Raw genomic sequence first — 17,306 nt, 5'->3', positions numbered from 1 at the left:
GGTGCCGGATCAATTGCCGGTGAACGCCGGCTGGCGCTTGTCCAGGAAGGCGGAGACCGCTTCCCGGTGGTCCGCGGTCTGGTGCGACAGCGCCTGGAAGCCGGCCGACAATTCCAGCAGCGTATCCAGCCGTGTGTGCAGCGCTTCGCGCAGCAGGCGCTTGGCCAGCCGTACCGCATGCGGCGGATTGGCGGCGATGCGCTCCGCCAGTTCATTGGCCGTGGGCAGCAACTGCTCCGCCGGCACGACGCGCGAAACGAGATTCCACTCCAGCGCCTGGCGCGCATCGATGACCTGCCCGGTAAAGGTCAGCTCCGCCGCTCGCGACAGCCCGATCACGCGCGGCAGCAGCCACGCGCCGCCATCGCCCGGAATGATCCCCAGTTTGACGAAGCTCTCGGCAAACTGCGCCTGCTCCGAGGCAATGCGCATATCGCACATGCACGCCAGATCGAGGCCCGCGCCCATGGCCGCACCATTGACGGCGGCAATCACCGGCACCTCCAGGTTGAACAGCGCCAGCGGCAGCCTCTGGATGCCCAGGCGATAGTCCTGGCGAATCTCCATGCCCGGCACCTGGCCTGAGGCCTGGCGCTCCATGTCGCGGATATTGCCGCCCGACGAGAATGCGGAGCCGGCGCCGGTGATGATCACCGCGCGCACGCTGGTGTCGCGGTGGATGCGGTCGATGGCATCCAGGAAGTCGGCCACCGCGGTATTGCCGGTGAGCGGGTTGCGCCGCTCGGGCTCGTTCATGGTCAGGGTCACGATGTGGCCCTGTTGTTCATAGCGCAGGAAGCTGGTCATGCGGAGTCTCCTAGTTGGCGTGTCAGGCGTGTCTGCTTGGCCTTGCTCTGGTGACGAATGTCATGGCTTGGGAATGCTGGCACGATCGGTGCTGTTGCCGGGCGGGGACGACACCATCATCCTGGTGGGCCGTTCGGGCTAGTCGGCGCGCGGCGCCGGTGCCGGGCACGAGTGCGCTGGCGGCCATGGCGGCCAGCGGCAGGCGGCGGACAGGGTGCATCGGGTCTCCTCTTGTACCCCGGCTCCGGGGCCGGGTTTATCCCAAAAGGCTAAGGGACCGTGCCGCTAGGTGTCCAATATTCATTTCAGCGGCAGTGATATCCCATGGATATCGGCGGCGGCGAGCTTGCACTGCCGTCCTGCGGTCCGTGTGCTGCATTATTCGCACGACGCAATACGATATTGCTTCGCATGGTGATCATTTGCATCCTAACTATATGGCTGCTATCATTTAGTCCATGCCTCCTATCGACGCCCTCCGTTTCGCCTTTACCGGCCAGCTCATGCTGGCCGGCCGCCAATGGCGCCAGATCTCCCAGGGCGCAGTCACCGCCTACGGCATTTCCGCCGCGGCCGCCGGGCCCTTGTTGTTTATCCGCCGCCTTGGCGGCGGTGTGCGCCAGGTCAGGCTGGCCGACTATGTGGGGCTCGAAGGCGCATCGCTGGTGCGCTTGCTCGACCAGCTCTGCGCCGCCGGCCTGGTGCGCCGGGAGGTCGATGCGAACGACCGGCGGGCCAATACGCTCTGGCTGACCGACGCCGGCGAGGCGCTGGCCGAAAAAATCGAGATCGAACTCAAGCAAGTGCGCGCCACGGTCTTCGCCGACATCAGCGAGCAGGATTTCGAGGGCGCCATGCGCGTTCTCGACGCACTCGCACGCGCCGCCGAGTCCGCGCCCAATACCGCTTCCGGGTCYTGAGAACATGTTGAGCTGGCCAACCGGAAGAGACTGGATCTTTTCCTTTAAAGCCTTTGCAGCGGCCATGCTGGCGCTGTTCATCGCGCTGTACCTCGGTCTGCCGCGCCCCTACTGGGCGATGGCTTCCGTGTATATCGTGGCGCATCCGCTCACCGGCGCGACCCGCTCCAAAGCGCTGTACCGCGTGCTCGGCACGCTGCTGGGCGCGGCCGCGGCGGTTGCCATGGTGCCGCCGCTGGTCAATGCGCCGGTCTTGCTGATGGCCGCGGTTGCGTTGTGGATCGGGGTCCTGCTCTATATCGCCCTGCTGCACCGTACGCCGCGCAGCTATGTGTTCATGCTGGCGGCCTATACGCTGCCCATGGTGGCGTTGCCTGCCGTGGGCGATCCCGGCGGCGTGTTCGATCTCGCGGTGGCGCGCGCCGAGGAAATCTGCCTGGGCATCCTGTGCGCGAGCATCGTCGGCTCGACCATCTTCCCGGCCAAGGTGGCCACGGTGCTCGGCCAGAGATCCGCGCAATGGCTGGCCGATGCCGCGTTGTGGGCCACCGATATGCTATCCGCGCAGCCGGCCGCCAAGGTCTCGCGCCATCACAGCCGGCACCGGCTGGCCGCCGACATCCTCGCGCTCGACCAGTTGATCAGCCAGCTTTCTTACGACGCCGAAAGCGCCGCGCGCGTGAAGCACGCGCAGGAGTTGCGCGGCCGCATGACCATGCTGCTGCCCGTGCTGTCGTCGCTGGCCTCCGTGGTGGAGGCGCTCCACCAGCACGCGGCGGGCGTGCCCCGCCGGCTGTCGCAGAACATGGCGCAGGTCTCGGCGTGGATCGGGGAGGGCGCGCAAGCGCCGCTGCCCGCGTTGCAGTTGTCTCCTGCCGCGCCCGCCGATGACGCGGGTCTCGATGCCGGCAGCGCCGGCCCGGACTGGCACGCCGCGCTGGCCGCCACCGCCGAAGGCCGTTTGCTCGAACTGATGGAGCTGTGGCAGGACTGCGTCTCGCTGCAGCGCCGCATCGGCGAGGCCGCCCCGCAGGGCGACTGGACGCCGGTGTTCCAGCGCTGGGGCGTGGGCGCGGCGCGGCACTACGATCACGGCATGCTGCTGTTCTCCACCGCCACGACCGCCCTGGCCATTTTCTGCATGGGCCTGGTCTGGATCTGGACGGGCTGGGCGGACGGCGCCGGCGCCGTCGCGCTGGGCGCGGTGTCCTGCTGCTTCTTTGCCGCGATGGACGAGCCGGCGCCGATGATCCGCTCCTTCTTCCGCTGGAACGTGGTCTGCCTGGTCTTGGCAACGGTCTACCTGTTCGTGGTCCTGCCCAACGCGCACGACTTCGAGATGCTGGTGCTGATGTTCGCGGCGCCTTACCTGCTCATCGGCCTGATGATGGCGCAGCCGCGGCTTGCGCTGATCGCCATGCCGCTGGCGGTGGTCACCGCCAACGATATTGGCCTGCAGGGCGCATACAACGCCGACTTCAATGCCTTCTTCAACGGCAACGTGGCGGGTATCGCGGGCATCCTGTTCGCGCTGGTGTGGACCCTGGTGGCCCGCCCCTTCGGCACCAGGGCGGCGGTGCGCCGGCTGGTGCGCGCGAGCTGGGGCGACATTGCCCGCAATGCCACCGGCCGCGAACCCGGCGAGCACGCCAACCTGCGCGCCCGCATGCTGGACCGGCTGGCGCAGATCGTGCCGCGGCTGGCCGCCAGCGAGGATGAAACCACCAGCGACGGCTTCACCGAAGTGCGCGTCGAACTCAGCACGCTGGCGCTGCAGCGCGAGCTGCCCGCGCTGGCGCCGGAACACCAGCGTGCCGTGCGGCGCGTGCTGCAGGGCGTGGCCAGCTACTACCAGGCACGCCTGGATGCCAGGGCCGAAGCCCCGCCGCAGGTGCTGCGCGAGCGGATGGGCAAGGCGATCCGCAAGGTGGCCACGCGTGCCGACCAGGCCTCGCGCGAGGCGTTTGCCGCGCTGGTGGAAATGCACGTCGCCTTGTTTTCGGCAGCGCCCCTGGCGATGAGCCCAGCTGTGGCTCAGGCCGCAAGCCCGGCCGGAATCGAGAAATGAGCATGGAATCGATCAATACAGCGAGCAATGGCAATGAGCGGTGAAGTCGACGTCTATGGTGTGTTTGTCCCGAGCCTGCTGGCGTGGATGCTGGTGGCTTTCCTGATCACCGCCTGCACGCGCGCCGTGCTGGCGCGTGTGGGCTTTTACCGGCTGGTCTGGCACCGGTCGCTGTTCAATCTGGCTTTATACGGGATCGTCCTGGGTGGCACCGTCTACCTGGCCTATCGGCTGCAGTCATGAAACTCAATCTTCGTACGCTTGGACCCATCGTCCTCACCCTTGTCGTCACCGCGGTCGCGGTCGTCGTCGTCAAACACCTGTGGGATTACTACACGGTCGCGCCATGGACGCGCGACGGCCATATCCGCGCCGACGTGGTGCAGATCGCGCCTGACGTGTCCGGCCTGGTGACCAAGGTCCTGGTCAAGGACAACCAGCGCGTGCAGCGCGGCCAGCCGCTGTTCGAGATCGACCGCGACCGCTTCGCGCTGGCGCTGCAGCAGGCGCAGGCCACGGTGGCCGCGCAAAGCGCCACGCTGGCCCAGGCCCGCCGCGAGGCGCGGCGCAGCCAGGCGCTGTCCGAGGTGGTTTCCAAGGAAGTGGTGGAAGAAGGTCTGGCCAAGGTCCAGCAAGGCGAAGCCGCGCTGGCGCAGGCGCAGGCGGCGGTCAATATCGCCAGGCTCAACCTGGAGCGCACCATCGTGCTCAGCCCGGTGGATGGCTACCTGAACGACCGGCTGCCGCGCCTTGGCGACTACGTCAACACGGGCCGCCCGGTGCTGTCGATGGTCGACGCGAATTCCTTCCACGTGGAAGGCTATTTCGAGGAAACCAAGCTGCATGGCATCCATATCGGCAATCCGGTGGAGATCCGCATCATGGGCGAATCCGGCGTGCTGCATGGCCATGTGCAAAGCATTGCCGCCGGCATCGAGGACCGGGACCGCAGCAACGGGTCCAACCTGCTGCCGAACGTGAACCCGACCTTCAACTGGGTCCGCCTCGCGCAACGCATCCCGGTGCGCATCGTGCTGGACAATCCGCCCGCCGATCTGCGGCTGGTGGCGGGCCGCACGGCCACCGTATCGGTGCGCGAGCCGGCCGGCAAGGACAAGCTCGCGGCCTCGGGCCAGGCTGCCGCAACCCACGGAGCCGTGCAGTGAACGCCTTGCGCCTAGCCTTGCTGCCGGCCCTGGTGCCGCTGCTGTTCGCCTGCACCACCGTCGGCCCCGATTACCACGTGCCGGAAAATGCGACCGTGAACGCGCCCGCCGCCAATGGCCCCTTGCTCGGCACGGACAACCCGGCCGTGTCGATCGGCGCCGTGCCCGACGGCTGGTGGCGCCTGTACGACGACCCCAGGCTCGACAAGCTGGTGCAGGAAGCGCTGACCGCCAATACGGATCTGCGCGTCGCCGCCGCCAATCTCAAGCGCGCCATCGCGGTCTATCACGAGGTGGAGGCGGAGAACCTGCCCGAGGCCCGTTTCCTGGCCGGTGCGCAGCGCGGGCAGATCGCCGGAGAGCCGCTGCTCAAGGAAGAGAAGATTCCGGTGATGAACTTTGGCGACGTCGGCCTTAACGTCTCCTACCTGATCGACTTCTTCGGCAAGCTCGCACGCGCGGACGAAGCGGCGCTGGCCGGCGCGCAGGCCAGCCAGGCCGCGCTCGACCAGGCGCGCGTGGGCGTGGCCGCGGAGACGGTGCGGGCCTATGTGCAGGGCTGCGCCGCCACGCATGAACTGGAAGTCGCCGAGCGCCAGCTCGAGTTGCAGCGCCGCGGCGTCGAACTGGCGCGCAAGATGGTAGAGGCGGGGCGCGGCCAGCCGGTCGACCTGTTGCGCTCCCAGGCCCAGGCCGACACGCTGCGCGCTGCATTGCCACGCTTCAAGGCCGAGCAGGAAGGCGCGGCGTACCGCCTGGCGGTGATGCTGGGCAAGCCGCCCACCGCCGCGTCGCTGACGGAATATGCCTGCCATGAAGAACCCAGGCTGAGCCAGGCCTTGCCCGTGGGCGACGGCGCAGCGCTGCTCAAGCGCCGGCCCGACGTGCGCCAGGCCGAGCGCGAACTCGCATCGGCCACGGCAAAGATCGGCGTCGCCACGGCGGATCTCTATCCGTCCATCCGTATCGGCGCTTCCGCCGGCTTTACCGGCATCCTGGACCATCTTGGCCAGGCGCCGACGGCGCACTGGGGCTTCGGCCCGCTGATCACCTGGAACATTCCGACCAGCGGCACCCGCGCGCGCATCCATGGCACCGAAGCCGGCGCCGAGGCGGCGCTCGCGCGCTTCGACGGCGTGGTGCTCAAGGCACTGCGCGAAACGCAGTCCGCGCTGAGCAGCTATACGCGTGAACTGGAGCGCACCGCGGCCCTGCGCGATGCCCGCGACAAGGCCAACGAGGTGGCGCGGCAAAACCGCCAGCTCTACCAGGCCGGACGTTCGCCGTACCTGTCCAGCCTCGATGCGGACCGTACGCTGGCCAGCACCGAAGCCTCGCTGGCCGCGTCGGAAAGCCAGGTCGCGCTGGATCAGATCAACCTGTTCCTCGCGCTCGGCGGCGGCTGGCAGGATGCGCCGAAAGTGAAGACGCAGGCGATGGGCGGGGATTGAGCGCGCGGCGTGCGTCCGTTTACACTCTCATGCCCGGCATCTTGCTTGACCGAATTGGGCAAACGGGCCGAACCCGCCGGATCAGCCGAACCAGTACAAAGCGTACAAAGAGCACAAAGGAATAGCAGCACCATGTTTTATCCCTCGATCCAGAAAACCCTGTCCATCGCGATCGCCACGCTTGGCATCGTGGCCTCGGGCGCCGCGCCGGCGCAGGAACAGACCTTGCGCGTCGGCACGGTCAGCGGTCCGGACGCGCAGGTCTGGCAAGTGGTCCAGAAAGTCGCCAAGCGCGAAGGCCTGAATATCAAGGTCGTGGAGTTCAACGACTACGTGCAGCCCAACGCCGCGCTCGACGCCGGCGACCTCGACGCCAACAGCTTCCAGCACCAGCCCTATCTCGACAGCCAGGTCAAGCAGCGCGGCTACAAGATGGTCAGCGTGGGCTACACGTACATCTCGCCGCTGGGCATCTACTCGCAAAAGCTGAAGTCGCCCAAGGACCTGCCGCAAGGCGCCAGGGTGGCCGTTCCCAACGATCCCTCCAACGAGAACCGCGCGCTGCTGCTGCTGGCCGCGCAAGGCGTGATCAAGCTCAAGAGCGGGGTGGGCACCAATGGCGTCAACGCGACGCCGCTGGACGTCAGCGACAATCCGAAGAAGCTGAAGATCGTCGAACTCGACGCGGCGCAACTGGCGCGCGCGTTGCCCGATGTGGCGGCGGCCGTGATCAACACCAACTACGCGCTGGCCGCCGGCCTGCAGCCGACCCGCAACGCCATCGCGCTGGAAGACATCCACAGCCCGTACGCGAACATCATCGCGGTGCGCACCCAGGACAAGGACAAGCCGTGGGTGAAGAAGCTGGTGGCTGCCTACCAGTCGGAAGAGGTGAAGCAGTTCATGAAGAACGAGTTCAAGGGCGCGATGGTGCCTTCGTTCTGAGTGCGCGGGCGATGCGGGGGCTTCATTGGTCCCGCGCTGGCTTGCCAGGACAAAACCCCTTCCGGATCCTGCGATCCGGAGGGGGTTTTTCGTTGGGCCTTGCAGTCTGGCTGCCTGCCTATTCCCTCGGCATGAAGGTGATGATGACCTTGGCGGGCGCCAGGCCGTTCTCGTCGCGCGGCAGCGGATCGGATCGCTCCACCGCGCGCAGCACCGCGTTGTCCCAGCCGGCATTGCCGCTGGACTTGGTCAGGCGGGCCGACAGCAACGAGCCGTCCGGCGCCAGTTGCACCGTCACCACCGCGGCCGGGTTGCCGGCCACCTCTTCGGTGAAGATGATGTTCGGCTTGACGCGGCGCCGCACGCGGTCCGCGTAGCCGGGCGACGCAGCGCCGCCCGCGCCGGCGCCGGTGCCCGCACGGTTGCCCACGCCACCGGTGGTGGGGGCGCTGTTGGCCATGGCTTGCAGGCGTGCCAGTTCGCTCTGGCGCTGTTGCTTGAGCGCCGCCTGACGCTCGCGCTGCTCGGCCTGTCTGGCTTCCGCCGCCGCCGCCGCGGCCTGGCGGCGCTTCTGCGCCTGCAGCGCGATATCGGCGTTTTCCTCCGGCTTGACCACGGATTCGGGGTTCGGCTGGACCACCGGCTGGGGCTGCGCAATGTCGGGAACACTGTCCCACAATTCGGCTTCCACGCCTGCCGGCGTGCGGCTTTGCCAGTGCACGCCGTAGTAGAGCAAGATGCCCAGCAGCAGATGCATGAACAGAGCCAGCAGGAAACATTTCAGCGTTCCCCGCTCCTGTACCAGTTGATACGGATAGGCGATGGGCTCCATGGCGCGGGCTGGCCAGAGGCCGCAGGTGTTCCACGCGGCATAGCTCTGGCATCACTCTGACATCGATATGAAAGGACACTTCGCGATGGTTTGTGCGCCAACCCGCGCTTAGGATCCTCTGTATGGAGCTTAGGTCGGCATTGGCTGCCTAGGCAAGCGAGATTCCGTGGGGCTGCCGCCGCGCCATGCCGGACTCCGTCCATCGCAGAATTTACACGTCCGGTCCGCCGAGCTTGCACGTCAAAAAATCGCCTACAGGCCCAAAAAGTGGCGACTCTGCCTCCGCGGGCGTCCATGCATTCAACCCTTTGCCGGGCACGGTCTAAGCTATATGCGAAAGATCCCGCTCCCGTCCTCGCAGGGTGATTCGCCATGGCTGCTCGTTCCCTCGCTTCGCTTTCCCTCAGCTTCGGGCTGGTCTCGATTCCGGTCAAGGTGTACACCGCGACGGAAAGCCAATCCGGGGTGAGCTTCAACCTGCTGCACAAAGGGTGCGGATCGCGCCTGAAACAGCAGTACATCTGCCTGCGCGAAGATGTGGTGGTGGAGCGCTCCGAGATGGTGAAGGGGTACGAGTTCGAGAAGGATCACTATGTGGTCTTCGAGCCGGAAGAACTGGATGCGCTGGAGGCGGAGGGCCGCCATACGATCGACATCGTGTCGTTCGTGCCGGCCGGCGCGATCGATCCGATCTACTTCGACAATGCCTATTACCTCGGCCCGGACAAGCGCGGAGCGAAGCCGTATGCCTTGCTGACCGAAGCGATGCGCCGGACCGGCACCTGCGCGCTGGCCCGATGGGTGTGGAAAGGCAAGCAGTACATGGTCCAGGTGCGGCCAGGCGACGATGGCCTGATCCTGCAGCAGTTGCTCTATGCCGACGAAGTGCGCCCCATGGCCGACCTGCATGTGGAGAAGGCGGACGTACAGCCCGCGGAACTGGCGCTGGCGCAGCAACTGATCGAGCAGAATTCGGTGGGCAGCTACGATCCCGCCGCCTACGCCGACGAAGAAAAGGCGCGGGTCCTCGCGGCAATCGACAAGAAAATCGCCGGCAAGAAGATCACCGTGACGGAACAACGCGAAGCCACGCAGGGCGCGGAAGTCATCGACCTGATGGAAGCATTGCGCGCCAGTGTGCAGCAGCGCAAACGCGCAGCCGGGAAAACGGCCGCGGCGCCGGATGCGCCGAAGGCACGCAAGACCGCGCGCCGCGCCACCGCGCCCGCGCCGGCACCCGCGCGCCGAGCGGCAGGCAAGAAGTGACCGGCAGATGACGCTATATACGTTGCGCGAGGTCCAGGCCATGCTCGGCATCCCGCGCTCGGTTGCCGCCAGGCTGATCGCGGATGGCGTGGTCACGCCAAGCCGCGGCGCGCGCCGCGAATACCTCTTCACCTTCCAGGACATGGTGATGCTGCGCACCGCGAACTCATTGCGCGAGGCGCAGATCCCGAGCCGCCGCATCTCGCGCGCGCTTTCGAAACTGAAGGCGTCCAGAGGGCAGGAAGCGCCGCTGACCGGCGTGCGAATTCGCGCGATCGGCAATGAGGTGGCGACCCGCGACACCGTCAGGCAGTGGCAGGCGGAATCGGGCCAGCTGCTGATGGATTTCGAGCCAGAGGAGGCCGGCGCTGCCGCCGTCCATTCCCTGCACCAAGCCCCGTCCGCCGAAGCGAGCATCTGGTTCCAGACCGGTTGCAAGCTGGAAGCCGAGGCGCCTGGCGAAGCGGAGCAGGCATACCGCCGTGCGCTCTCAGCCGATGGGAGCTATCTCGAACCCTATCTCAACCTGGGGTGCATGCTCTGCGCCGCCGGCCACTTCGGAGAGGCGATCGCGCTCTACCGCTGCGGGCTTGCGCATCTGCCGGACGAACCGCTGATGCACTTCAACCTGGCCGTCGCGCTGGAAGACGACGGGCTGCAGGCAGAGGCGCTGGCCAGCTATGGGCACTGCATCGAACTCGCCCCGGAGTTCGCGGATGCCCACTTCAATGCAGCGCGGCTGTATGAAACCTTGGGGGACGATATGCGTGCGATCCGGCATTTCAACGCATACCGGAAGCTGCAGCCGCAGTGAATGCCCGCCGCGCGTGGCGCTGGCGGCGCGTGCCATCGGGTGCTTCCGCACGGTTCCCCGCTTTGAAAAAGCGGCGGCCATTTTGTAGGATTAACGCAAAGGAGGGTTTGGGACCATGAATCACGAAGACATGGCGAGCGCAGCATACCCGGCAGGGCAACCGGTTGTCGGCGACGTGGTTGCGGTTGGCGCCATCCGCCCGCAGGCGGGCGACCTTGTGACAGTGCGAAGCCGGATCGATCCCCAGGTGGAATTTAATACGCGCCTGACGCTCTCGGTGCCCGACGGCACCTGGAAGGCTGTGGTCTTCAGCATCGAGCGAGCCGGCCAGCGGCTTGCGGAATTCGGCGGAGTCAGGCTGGAGGACGAGGTTGAGATCTCGATGGATCACTTCGCCTCCGTGCTCAGGTGCATGCCTGCGCATTGAGAGGCCGCGAGCGCCGCACTGCCACGGGCCGTACGCATTCTTCAGGGTAGATTCACCCCGCGTGCCGGGATCTTGTCATTTCGAGCATCGCAGGGCCACATTCAGCTGGTCCACCACTTCCGCCCAATCGGCGTCCTCAAGGATTTCGTCCTGCAGCAGCGCCGCCTGGGCGGGCGTCCAGAACGGTGCGTCCGCGAGCGGCACGTCGTCGGCGAGCGGGGAATGCGTGGCGATGAAGGTCCGGATCTCCGCTTCGCTGGCCGGCAATCCCAGTTGCGCGAACAGTTCGGAAAAGTGATGAAAGCCCTGGTCCATGATGGTTGCCCCTTCTGCTCAAGAGATCGATGTTCGTGCAGCTCGGCGAGTGCATTGCCACCATGCTATGCGACAACGCAGCTTTTGTGCGCAACATCGAACGGTACAGGCTACAGGCGGGCAACGGGCAATGGCACGGTGCCGCCGGTAGCGGGCGGCGGCACCGCTCGTCTCCGCCTTAATCCAGCTTGATCTTCAGATCCCGGATGAGCTTGTGCCAGCGAGCGGTCTCGCTGCGCAGCAGATCGGCAAACTGCGCCGGCGTACTGCCCACGGGTTCCACCCCGAACTCCACCAGCCGCTTGTTGACTGCCGGCTCCCTGATGGTAGCCACGACCTGCTTGTTCAGGATGGCGATCACCTCGGGAGGCGTGGCCGACGGCGCCACCATTCCGACGAGCGCGGCGGCCTCCACGTTCTTGTAACCTGCCTCGGCGAAGGTCGGCACATCGGGCAACTGCGGCAGGCGGGTGGGATTGGCCACGGCCAGTGCCTTGACCTTGCCGCCCTTGATGAAACCGGCGCCCGAGGCAAGATCCACCATCATGGCCGGGACCTGCCCGCCGGCAACGTCGGCCAGCGCAGGCGCCGCGCCGCGATACGGCGCGTGGACCATGGTCAGGCCAGCTTCCACCTTGAGCAGTTCCATCGCCAGATGATGCGGGCTGCCTGCACCCGCGGAAGCATAGTCGATGCCGCCCGGCTTGGCTTTCGCCGCGGCAATGAATTCTTGCACGTTGCTGGCACGTATCCCCGGACCCACCACCAGGATCATCGGGAAGCGGCCAAGCAGCGTAACCGGCGCCAGGTCTTTTAACGGATTGTAGGAAAGGGACTTGTACAGCGCGGGGTTGAACACCAGCGTGCCGTTGTCCGCCGACAGCACTGTGTAGCCATCCGCCGGCGCGCGAGCGGTTTCCGCCGCGGCGATGGCGGTGTTGCCGCCGGGTTTGTTGTCCACCACGACCGGCTGGCCCAGGCGGGTCGAGAGCGGCTGCCCGATGGAGCGCGCCAGGAAGTCCGAACCGCCTCCGGCGGGGTAGGGCACGATCCAGCGCACGGGCTTGCTCGGGAAGGCGGGTTCCGCGCCAGCCGTTGCCGCGGTCCAGGGCAGGGCAGCCAGGCCGAGGCCAACTGCCATCAATTTGCGGATGGTGATCATCTTGTCTCCTGTTTTGAATTTTGCTTGCGGTGTTGTTTTCCGCTTTTTTGCTTTCCTTTTTATCTGCCGGGCCGCCTGCCGCCGTTCATCCGGCGCGGGCGGCACCGTTGCCCGGACTCAGGCGCCGACGTGGCGCAGGTCGAGCACGCGCTGGGCCTTGCCGGTGGCTGTAGTCTTGATCTCACCGGCGTTCAGCACGCGTACCGCCGTGGAAACGCCCACCATGGTCTTCACCCGGTGCTGCAGTTCGCGTCCCAGCTGCGCACGGTCGCTGTCGGTGAGCGCGTCGCAGACCCCGGCGCGCGCCTCGACCGAGACGGACAGGGAGTCCATATGCCCTTCGCGGGTGATGCACAACTGGTAGTTGCCGCTCAGGCGGCCGATGCCCAGGATCAGCTCCTCGATCTGGCTCGGGAACACGTTGACGCCGCGGATGATCAGCATGTCGTCCGAACGCCCGGTGATCTTCGCCAGCCGGCGCATCGAGCGCGATGTCGGCGGCAGCAGCGTGGTCAGGTCGCGCGTGCGGTAGCGGATCATGGGCATGGCCTCCTTCGACAGCGAGGTGAATACCAGCTCGCCCTGGCTGCCGTCGGGCAGCACTTCGCCGGAGATCGGATCGATGATCTCGGGATAGAAGTGATCTTCCCAGATGACCGGTCCATCCTTGCTTTCAATGCATTCGCAGGCAACGCCGGGGCCCATGATCTCCGAGAGCCCGTAGATATCGATGGCCTGGATGCCCGCGCGCGTCTCGATCTCGGCGCGCATGCCCTGCGTCCACGGCTCGGCGCCGAAGATGCCGATCTTCAGCGATGACGCCGCCGGATCCATGCCCTGGCGCGCCATCTCGTCGAGCAGGTTGAGCATGTAGGAGGGCGTGACGAGAATGATCGACGGCTCAAAGTCGCGGATCAGCTGGACTTGCTTCTCGGTCTGTCCGCCGGACATCGGCACGACCATGCAGCCGAGGCGCTCCGCGCCGTAATGGATGCCCAGGCCGCCGGTGAACAGTCCATAGCCGAATGCGTTGTGCAGCGTATCGCCGCGGCGGCCGCCCGCCGCGCGGATGGAGCGGGCCGTTACGTTGGCCCAGGTGTCGATGTCTTTCGCGGTGTAGCCCACCACGGTCGGCTTGCCGGTCGTGCCGCTAGATGCATGCACGCGCACGACCTCGTCCCTGGGCACGGCAAACAGCCCGAACGGATAGTTGTCGCGCAGGTCTTTCTTCGAGGTGGTGGGGAACTTCGCCAGGTCGGACAACTGGCGCAGGTCGTCCGGGTGCACGCCGGCGGCGTCGAAGGCGCTGCGGTAGTGCGGAACGTTGTCATACGCATGACGGAGCGACCATTTGAGCCGTGAGAGTTGCAGCGCCTGGAGTTCGTCGCGGCTGGCGAGTTCGATGGGCTCGAGTTCGCCCGGTTGGGGAATTGGCTGGACCACGGTTGTCTCCTGATGGTGAAGCGACTGAATAGGATGGAACGGTGGCGGGATTGGGGGCGCCACACGACGGCTCGGCAACCCGGCTATGCGCGGCAACGGTCTTTGCCGTGGTGCCGTGCCGGGTCGTCAAGCATCCGGAACTCCATAACTCCATAACTCCATAGCGGCGCCCACCCGGCCGACGCATGCGCGCCGGCCGGCCGGATAGCGGGCACCCTGGCTTGACTGCGGATGACGATGCGAAGCCACCTGAACGCCCGGGACGGGCGAATCCGCGGCTTCGTCAGCGACGCTTACGACGGCTCGCGCTGCGGGACATGCCGGCGGCTTTGCACGACGCGGAAGCGATTGGCAACAAACGCGGTATCGGCAAGGCTGGCGTTGGCCGCGGGGTTTGCACCCGTTGCGTGGAAGTCCGAGAACGCTGCGGACTGGTTCACGAAGACGCCGCCCGTCAGGTTGACGGACAAGGCGACGCCGCCTTCCACGGCAGCCTCCCCGGCGGCATCGAGCACCGCTTCGTCCGTGCTGTAGACGGACAGCGTCAGGGCACCGCGCGTGCGGGCGATGCGCGCCGCGAGTGCCAGCGACTGCGCGCTGGAGTCGGTCGCGATCACAAACGCGATCGGGCCGAACCATTCCTGCGTGAAGGTAGCATCGTCGCGGCTGGCGTCGAGTTGCAGCAGGACCGGGGTGGCGATCGTTGCGTCGGGGAATTCGGGATGCACGAGGCGCTGGCTGGCGAGCAGCGGCGTGCCGAGCGCGGCGACCTCGTCGATCCGGGCGAGCACGCCCTGGTTCTGGATCGCGCCGGTGAGTTCGACGGCACGGGCCGCATCGGCAGTCAGCTTCTGCACGGCGCCGGCGATGGATCGGGCGACCTCTTCAAACGGGACGGTGCCTTCGGCTGTCTTGATGCCGCCACGCGGCACATAGATATTCTGCGGCGCGGTGCACATCTGGCCGGAATACAGCGCGAGAGAAAACGCGATGTTGCGGGCCACCGCTTTGAGTTCGTCCGCCGAATCGATCACGATCTGGTTGACGCCAGCCTTCTCCGTGTAGACCTGGGCCTGCGGCGCATGTGTCTCGAGCCAGTCGCCATTGGCGGTGCTGCCGGTGAAATCGATCAGCCGTATCTCGTCGCGCGTGGCCAGCGACTGCACAAGCGGGCCGTCGTTGGGTGCGGTCGCCAGCAAGGTCACGACGTTGGGATCGAAGCCGGCGTCCTGTAGCACTTGCCGCGCGATACGCACGGTGATGGCGAGCGGCAGGATCGCGGCCGGATGTGGCTTGACGATGACGGCATTGCCGGTTGCAAGGTCGGCGAACATCCCCGGGTAGCTGTTCCAGGTGGGAAACGTGCAGCAGCCGATCACCAGGCCGATGCCGCGCGGCACGACGGTGAAGCGCTTCTCCATGGCTAGCGGAGGATTCTTGCCCTGCGGCTTTTCCCAGTAGGCCGTCTCCGGAATGTCGCGCATCGCGTCCCACGCGTAGGCGATGGCCTCGAGCGCGCGATCCTGCGCGTGCGGGCCGCCGGCCTGGAACGCCATCATGAACGCCTGCCCGGTGGTGTGCATGACGCTGTGCGCGATCTCGAAGCTGGCCTGATTCAGCCGCGCCAGGATTTCCAGGCTCACGCCCACCCAGGCTTTCGGACCGGCCTTGCGGTACTGTGCCTGCGCCTTTTGTGCCGCCGCGATCAGCGCGTCCGGATCCGCTTTGGGGTAGCCGATATGCAAGGTCTGGCCGAATGGCGAGCGCTCTTCGCCGATCGTGCCGTTGCTGCCGGGTTGATCGAGTGTGAAGGGCTGGCCAAGCTGTGCCTTGAATGCCGCTTCGCCGTCGGCGGCGGCGGTTTCACCATAGGCGCGCGGGCTGGGCATCTCGTTGAAGGGACTCCAATAGCCGCGCGTCCGGATGGCTTCCAGGGCGCGCTCGAGCGTCTTTTCGTGTTTGCTGAAGAGGGAATGATTCATTGCGGGGGGCGTATTTTTTAGAGGTTGCAGGACTGCGATTAGCGTTTACCGTTCGTCGTAGCTGACGACAACCCGATCCGACACCGGATGGCATTGGCAGGTGAGGACGAAGCCATCGTCGATTTCATGTTGTTCGAGCGTGTAGTTCTTTTCCATCTTCACTTCGCCTTCGAGGACTTTCGCGCGGCACGTGCAGCACACGCCGCCCTTGCAGGCGTAGGGCAGGGCAAGGCCCGCTTTCAGGCCGACATCGAGTACGCTGACCCCCACATAAGGCAGCCGCAGCTTGCGCCGCTTGCCGTCGATGATCACTTCCAGGTCCGCCGCCGGCATGTCGTCGGTGATTTCGATGGGCGGCACGCCCGCTTGCGGCAGCGGTGTGCCGAAGCGTTCGACGTGCACTTTCTCCGGCGCCACGCCGGCTGCCTTTAGCGCGGCTTCGGCTGCATCCATCATCGGGCCGGGGCCGCAGATGAACGCTTCATCGATTTCGTCGGCCGGCGTGAGCGTTTCCAGGAATGCCCGGCATTTCTCCTGATCCAGCACGCCGTTGAACAGTTCGACTTCCTGCAAATCGTCGGACAACACGTGATACAGCGAGAACCGGCTCATATAGCGGTTCTTCAGGTCTTCCAGTTCCTCGGCGAACATGATCGCGTCGACGCTGCGGTTGCCGTACACCAGCGTGAACCGGCTGGTCGGCTCCGTCTCAAGCGTGGTCTTGATGATCGCGAGCACGGGCGTGATGCCCGAGCCTCCCGAGAACGCCACGTAGGTCCGCGACAGGTCGGCGTTCAGGTGCGTGAAGAAGCGGCCATCGGGCGTCATCACCTCGATCTCATGGCCAGGTTGCAGCGTGTCGAACGCGAAGTTCGAAAAGCGCCCGCCGCGCACGCGCTTGATGCCGATGCGCAGTTCGCCATCGCGGTCGTAGTCGGTGACGCCCACGCAGATCGAATACGAGCGCCGGGTTTCCTCGCCATCGAGATGCGCCTTCAGCGTGACGAATTGTCCTTGCGTGAAGCGGTACGCATCGCGCAGGTCCTCGGGCACCTCGAAGGAGACGGTCACGGCATCGGCGGTTTCGGGCCGTACCTCGCGGATACGCAAAGGATGGAATTGTGGAGTCGCCATAATGTCGGTCCAGGTCAGTACGGTCAGTACGGTTTGAAGTAATCGAACGGCTCGCGGCAATCGATGCAGCGGTACAGCGCCTTGCATGCCGTCGAGCCGAACTGGGCGAGGAGTTCGGTGTGCACCGAGCCGCATTGCGGGCAGGCCGGCTTGTCCCGGGCGGCCGCGCGAGGCACGAAGCGGATGGTCTTTTCTTGCGGCGCATCCGCGCTGCCGCAGTTGCCGGCAGGTGGCGCAATGCCATAGCGGCGCAGCTTGTCGCGCGCTTCGCCGGTCATCCAGTCGGTGCTCCACGCAGGGGCAAGCACGGTGACGATGCGATGGGGGACGATCCCGGCGGCGTCCAGCGCCTGTCCGATATCCTCGGCAATCTGCGACATCGCCGGGCACCCCGAATAGGTTGGCGTGATGACGACTTCGACGGCGTCGTCGGCGCCGCGGCGCACGTCGCGCAGGATGCCCAGCTCGCGAATCGATACCACGGGGATCTCCGGGTCCGGGACCGCCTCAAGTACGGTCCAGGCACGTTCCAGCGTGGTGTCGGCATGCATCAATGTGGCGGCGGTCATCGCGA

Annotated in this window: 17 protein-coding genes; 9 read left to right on the top strand and 8 right to left on the bottom strand. The window is 66.2% G+C overall.

The annotated features are described in order from the left end of the window. Nucleotides 1–9 precede the first annotated feature (9 nt). Nucleotides 10–807: a crotonase/enoyl-CoA hydratase family protein gene (locus tag AC1DT6_RS02345; protein ID WP_477103300.1), complete on the bottom strand. Its 798-nt coding sequence runs from the start codon at nt 805–807 to the stop codon at nt 10–12. A 458-nt stretch (nt 808–1,265) separates the two neighbouring features. Here AC1DT6_RS02345 and AC1DT6_RS02340 point away from each other — a divergent pair, with 458 nt between their 5' ends. From AC1DT6_RS02340 to AC1DT6_RS02315, 6 genes are all read left to right on the top strand, one after another. Further along, the gene (locus tag AC1DT6_RS02340) at nt 1,266–1,727 is read left to right on the top strand and encodes a MarR family winged helix-turn-helix transcriptional regulator (RefSeq protein ID WP_276286350.1); all 462 of its coding nucleotides are present in this window, start codon (nt 1,266–1,268) and stop codon (nt 1,725–1,727) included. A gap of 4 nt (nt 1,728–1,731) precedes the next feature. Next, nucleotides 1,732–3,795, top strand: coding sequence for an FUSC family protein (locus AC1DT6_RS02335; protein WP_477103301.1), 2,064 nt, complete (start codon nt 1,732–1,734; stop codon nt 3,793–3,795). 33 nt (nt 3,796–3,828) lie between these two features. Continuing rightward, nucleotides 3,829–4,038, top strand: coding sequence for a DUF1656 domain-containing protein (locus tag AC1DT6_RS02330; RefSeq protein WP_035869418.1), 210 nt, complete (start codon nt 3,829–3,831; stop codon nt 4,036–4,038). After that, a complete protein-coding gene (locus AC1DT6_RS02325) occupies nt 4,035–4,961 on the top strand; it encodes an efflux RND transporter periplasmic adaptor subunit (RefSeq protein WP_441629240.1) in 927 nt (308 codons plus the stop codon). The genes AC1DT6_RS02330 and AC1DT6_RS02325 overlap by 4 nt, the downstream gene beginning before the upstream one ends. After that, nucleotides 4,958–6,412 carry an efflux transporter outer membrane subunit gene (locus AC1DT6_RS02320; protein ID WP_441629242.1) on the top strand — a complete coding sequence of 485 codons (1,455 nt, stop codon included), beginning with the start codon at nt 4,958–4,960 and terminating at the stop codon, nt 6,410–6,412. The genes AC1DT6_RS02325 and AC1DT6_RS02320 overlap by 4 nt, the downstream gene beginning before the upstream one ends. Before the next feature lie 132 nt (nt 6,413–6,544). Then, nucleotides 6,545–7,357, top strand: coding sequence for a MetQ/NlpA family ABC transporter substrate-binding protein (locus AC1DT6_RS02315; protein WP_441629244.1), 813 nt, complete (start codon nt 6,545–6,547; stop codon nt 7,355–7,357). A gap of 118 nt (nt 7,358–7,475) precedes the next feature. Here the strand turns inward: AC1DT6_RS02315 and tolA are convergent, their stop codons facing one another. Continuing rightward, a complete protein-coding gene (gene tolA, locus AC1DT6_RS02310) occupies nt 7,476–8,189 on the bottom strand; it encodes a cell envelope integrity protein TolA (protein WP_441629246.1) in 714 nt (237 codons plus the stop codon). 372 nt (nt 8,190–8,561) lie between these two features. Here tolA and ku point away from each other — a divergent pair, with 372 nt between their 5' ends. The 3 genes from ku (at nt 8,562) to AC1DT6_RS02295 (ending at nt 10,696) form a co-directional block, all read left to right on the top strand. Continuing rightward, nucleotides 8,562–9,455: a non-homologous end joining protein Ku gene (ku, locus tag AC1DT6_RS02305; RefSeq protein WP_441629248.1), complete on the top strand. Its 894-nt coding sequence runs from the start codon at nt 8,562–8,564 to the stop codon at nt 9,453–9,455. 7 nt (nt 9,456–9,462) lie between these two features. Then, a complete protein-coding gene (locus AC1DT6_RS02300) occupies nt 9,463–10,269 on the top strand; it encodes a MerR family transcriptional regulator (protein WP_441629250.1) in 807 nt (268 codons plus the stop codon). Nucleotides 10,270–10,384: 115 nt separating this feature from the next. Beyond that, a complete protein-coding gene (locus AC1DT6_RS02295) occupies nt 10,385–10,696 on the top strand; it encodes a hypothetical protein (protein ID WP_441629252.1) in 312 nt (103 codons plus the stop codon). 75 nt (nt 10,697–10,771) lie between these two features. Here the strand turns inward: AC1DT6_RS02295 and AC1DT6_RS02290 are convergent, their stop codons facing one another. The 6 genes from AC1DT6_RS02290 to paaD all read right to left on the bottom strand — a co-directional run bounded on the left by AC1DT6_RS02290 (nt 10,772) and on the right by paaD (nt 17,301). Next, a complete protein-coding gene (locus AC1DT6_RS02290) occupies nt 10,772–11,011 on the bottom strand; it encodes a DUF2789 domain-containing protein (RefSeq protein WP_441629254.1) in 240 nt (79 codons plus the stop codon). A gap of 178 nt (nt 11,012–11,189) precedes the next feature. Further along, nucleotides 11,190–12,173, bottom strand: a complete 984-nt coding sequence (locus AC1DT6_RS02285) for a Bug family tripartite tricarboxylate transporter substrate binding protein (RefSeq protein WP_477103302.1) — start codon at nt 12,171–12,173, stop codon at nt 11,190–11,192. Nucleotides 12,174–12,290: 117 nt separating this feature from the next. Continuing rightward, nucleotides 12,291–13,616: a phenylacetate--CoA ligase PaaK gene (gene paaK, locus AC1DT6_RS02280; RefSeq protein ID WP_477103303.1), complete on the bottom strand. Its 1,326-nt coding sequence runs from the start codon at nt 13,614–13,616 to the stop codon at nt 12,291–12,293. A gap of 293 nt (nt 13,617–13,909) precedes the next feature. Further along, nucleotides 13,910–15,598 carry a phenylacetic acid degradation protein PaaN gene (gene paaN, locus AC1DT6_RS02275; RefSeq protein WP_477103304.1) on the bottom strand — a complete coding sequence of 563 codons (1,689 nt, stop codon included), beginning with the start codon at nt 15,596–15,598 and terminating at the stop codon, nt 13,910–13,912. Nucleotides 15,599–15,643: 45 nt separating this feature from the next. After that, entirely contained in the window at nt 15,644–16,732 is a 1,089-nt protein-coding gene (paaE, locus tag AC1DT6_RS02270) for a 1,2-phenylacetyl-CoA epoxidase subunit PaaE (RefSeq protein ID WP_035869387.1), read from the bottom strand. Nucleotides 16,733–16,755: 23 nt separating this feature from the next. Then, nucleotides 16,756–17,301 carry a 1,2-phenylacetyl-CoA epoxidase subunit PaaD gene (gene paaD / locus AC1DT6_RS02265; RefSeq protein ID WP_441629262.1) on the bottom strand — a complete coding sequence of 182 codons (546 nt, stop codon included), beginning with the start codon at nt 17,299–17,301 and terminating at the stop codon, nt 16,756–16,758. Nucleotides 17,302–17,306: the final 5 nt, after the last annotated feature.

The sequence above is a fragment of the Cupriavidus sp. 01L45 genome, assembly GCF_056399885.1.
Note: the sequence above shows the minus strand (reverse complement) of the source record. Positions and strands in the feature narration are given on the sequence as shown.

Bases quoted from the DNA above. Each gene is read 5' to 3' on its own strand.
- AC1DT6_RS02295 (WP_441629252.1), top strand. From the start codon at position 10,385: ATGAATCACGAAGACATGGCGAGCGCAGCATACCCGGCAGGGCAACCG.
- AC1DT6_RS02345 (WP_477103300.1), bottom strand. From the start codon at position 807: ATGACCAGCTTCCTGCGCTATGAACAACAGGGCCACATCGTGACCCTG.
- AC1DT6_RS02335 (WP_477103301.1), top strand. From the start codon at position 1,732: ATGTTGAGCTGGCCAACCGGAAGAGACTGGATCTTTTCCTTTAAAGCC.
- tolA (WP_441629246.1), bottom strand. From the start codon at position 8,189: ATGGAGCCCATCGCCTATCCGTATCAACTGGTACAGGAGCGGGGAACG.
- AC1DT6_RS02300 (WP_441629250.1), top strand. From the start codon at position 9,463: ATGACGCTATATACGTTGCGCGAGGTCCAGGCCATGCTCGGCATCCCG.
- AC1DT6_RS02315 (WP_441629244.1), top strand. From the start codon at position 6,545: ATGTTTTATCCCTCGATCCAGAAAACCCTGTCCATCGCGATCGCCACG.
- paaE (WP_035869387.1), bottom strand. From the start codon at position 16,732: ATGGCGACTCCACAATTCCATCCTTTGCGTATCCGCGAGGTACGGCCC.
- paaN (WP_477103304.1), bottom strand. From the start codon at position 15,598: ATGAATCATTCCCTCTTCAGCAAACACGAAAAGACGCTCGAGCGCGCC.
- AC1DT6_RS02285 (WP_477103302.1), bottom strand. From the start codon at position 12,173: ATGATCACCATCCGCAAATTGATGGCAGTTGGCCTCGGCCTGGCTGCC.
- AC1DT6_RS02290 (WP_441629254.1), bottom strand. From the start codon at position 11,011: ATGGACCAGGGCTTTCATCACTTTTCCGAACTGTTCGCGCAACTGGGA.
- paaD (WP_441629262.1), bottom strand. From the start codon at position 17,301: ATGACCGCCGCCACATTGATGCATGCCGACACCACGCTGGAACGTGCC.
- ku (WP_441629248.1), top strand. From the start codon at position 8,562: ATGGCTGCTCGTTCCCTCGCTTCGCTTTCCCTCAGCTTCGGGCTGGTC.
- AC1DT6_RS02325 (WP_441629240.1), top strand. From the start codon at position 4,035: ATGAAACTCAATCTTCGTACGCTTGGACCCATCGTCCTCACCCTTGTC.
- AC1DT6_RS02330 (WP_035869418.1), top strand. From the start codon at position 3,829: ATGAGCGGTGAAGTCGACGTCTATGGTGTGTTTGTCCCGAGCCTGCTG.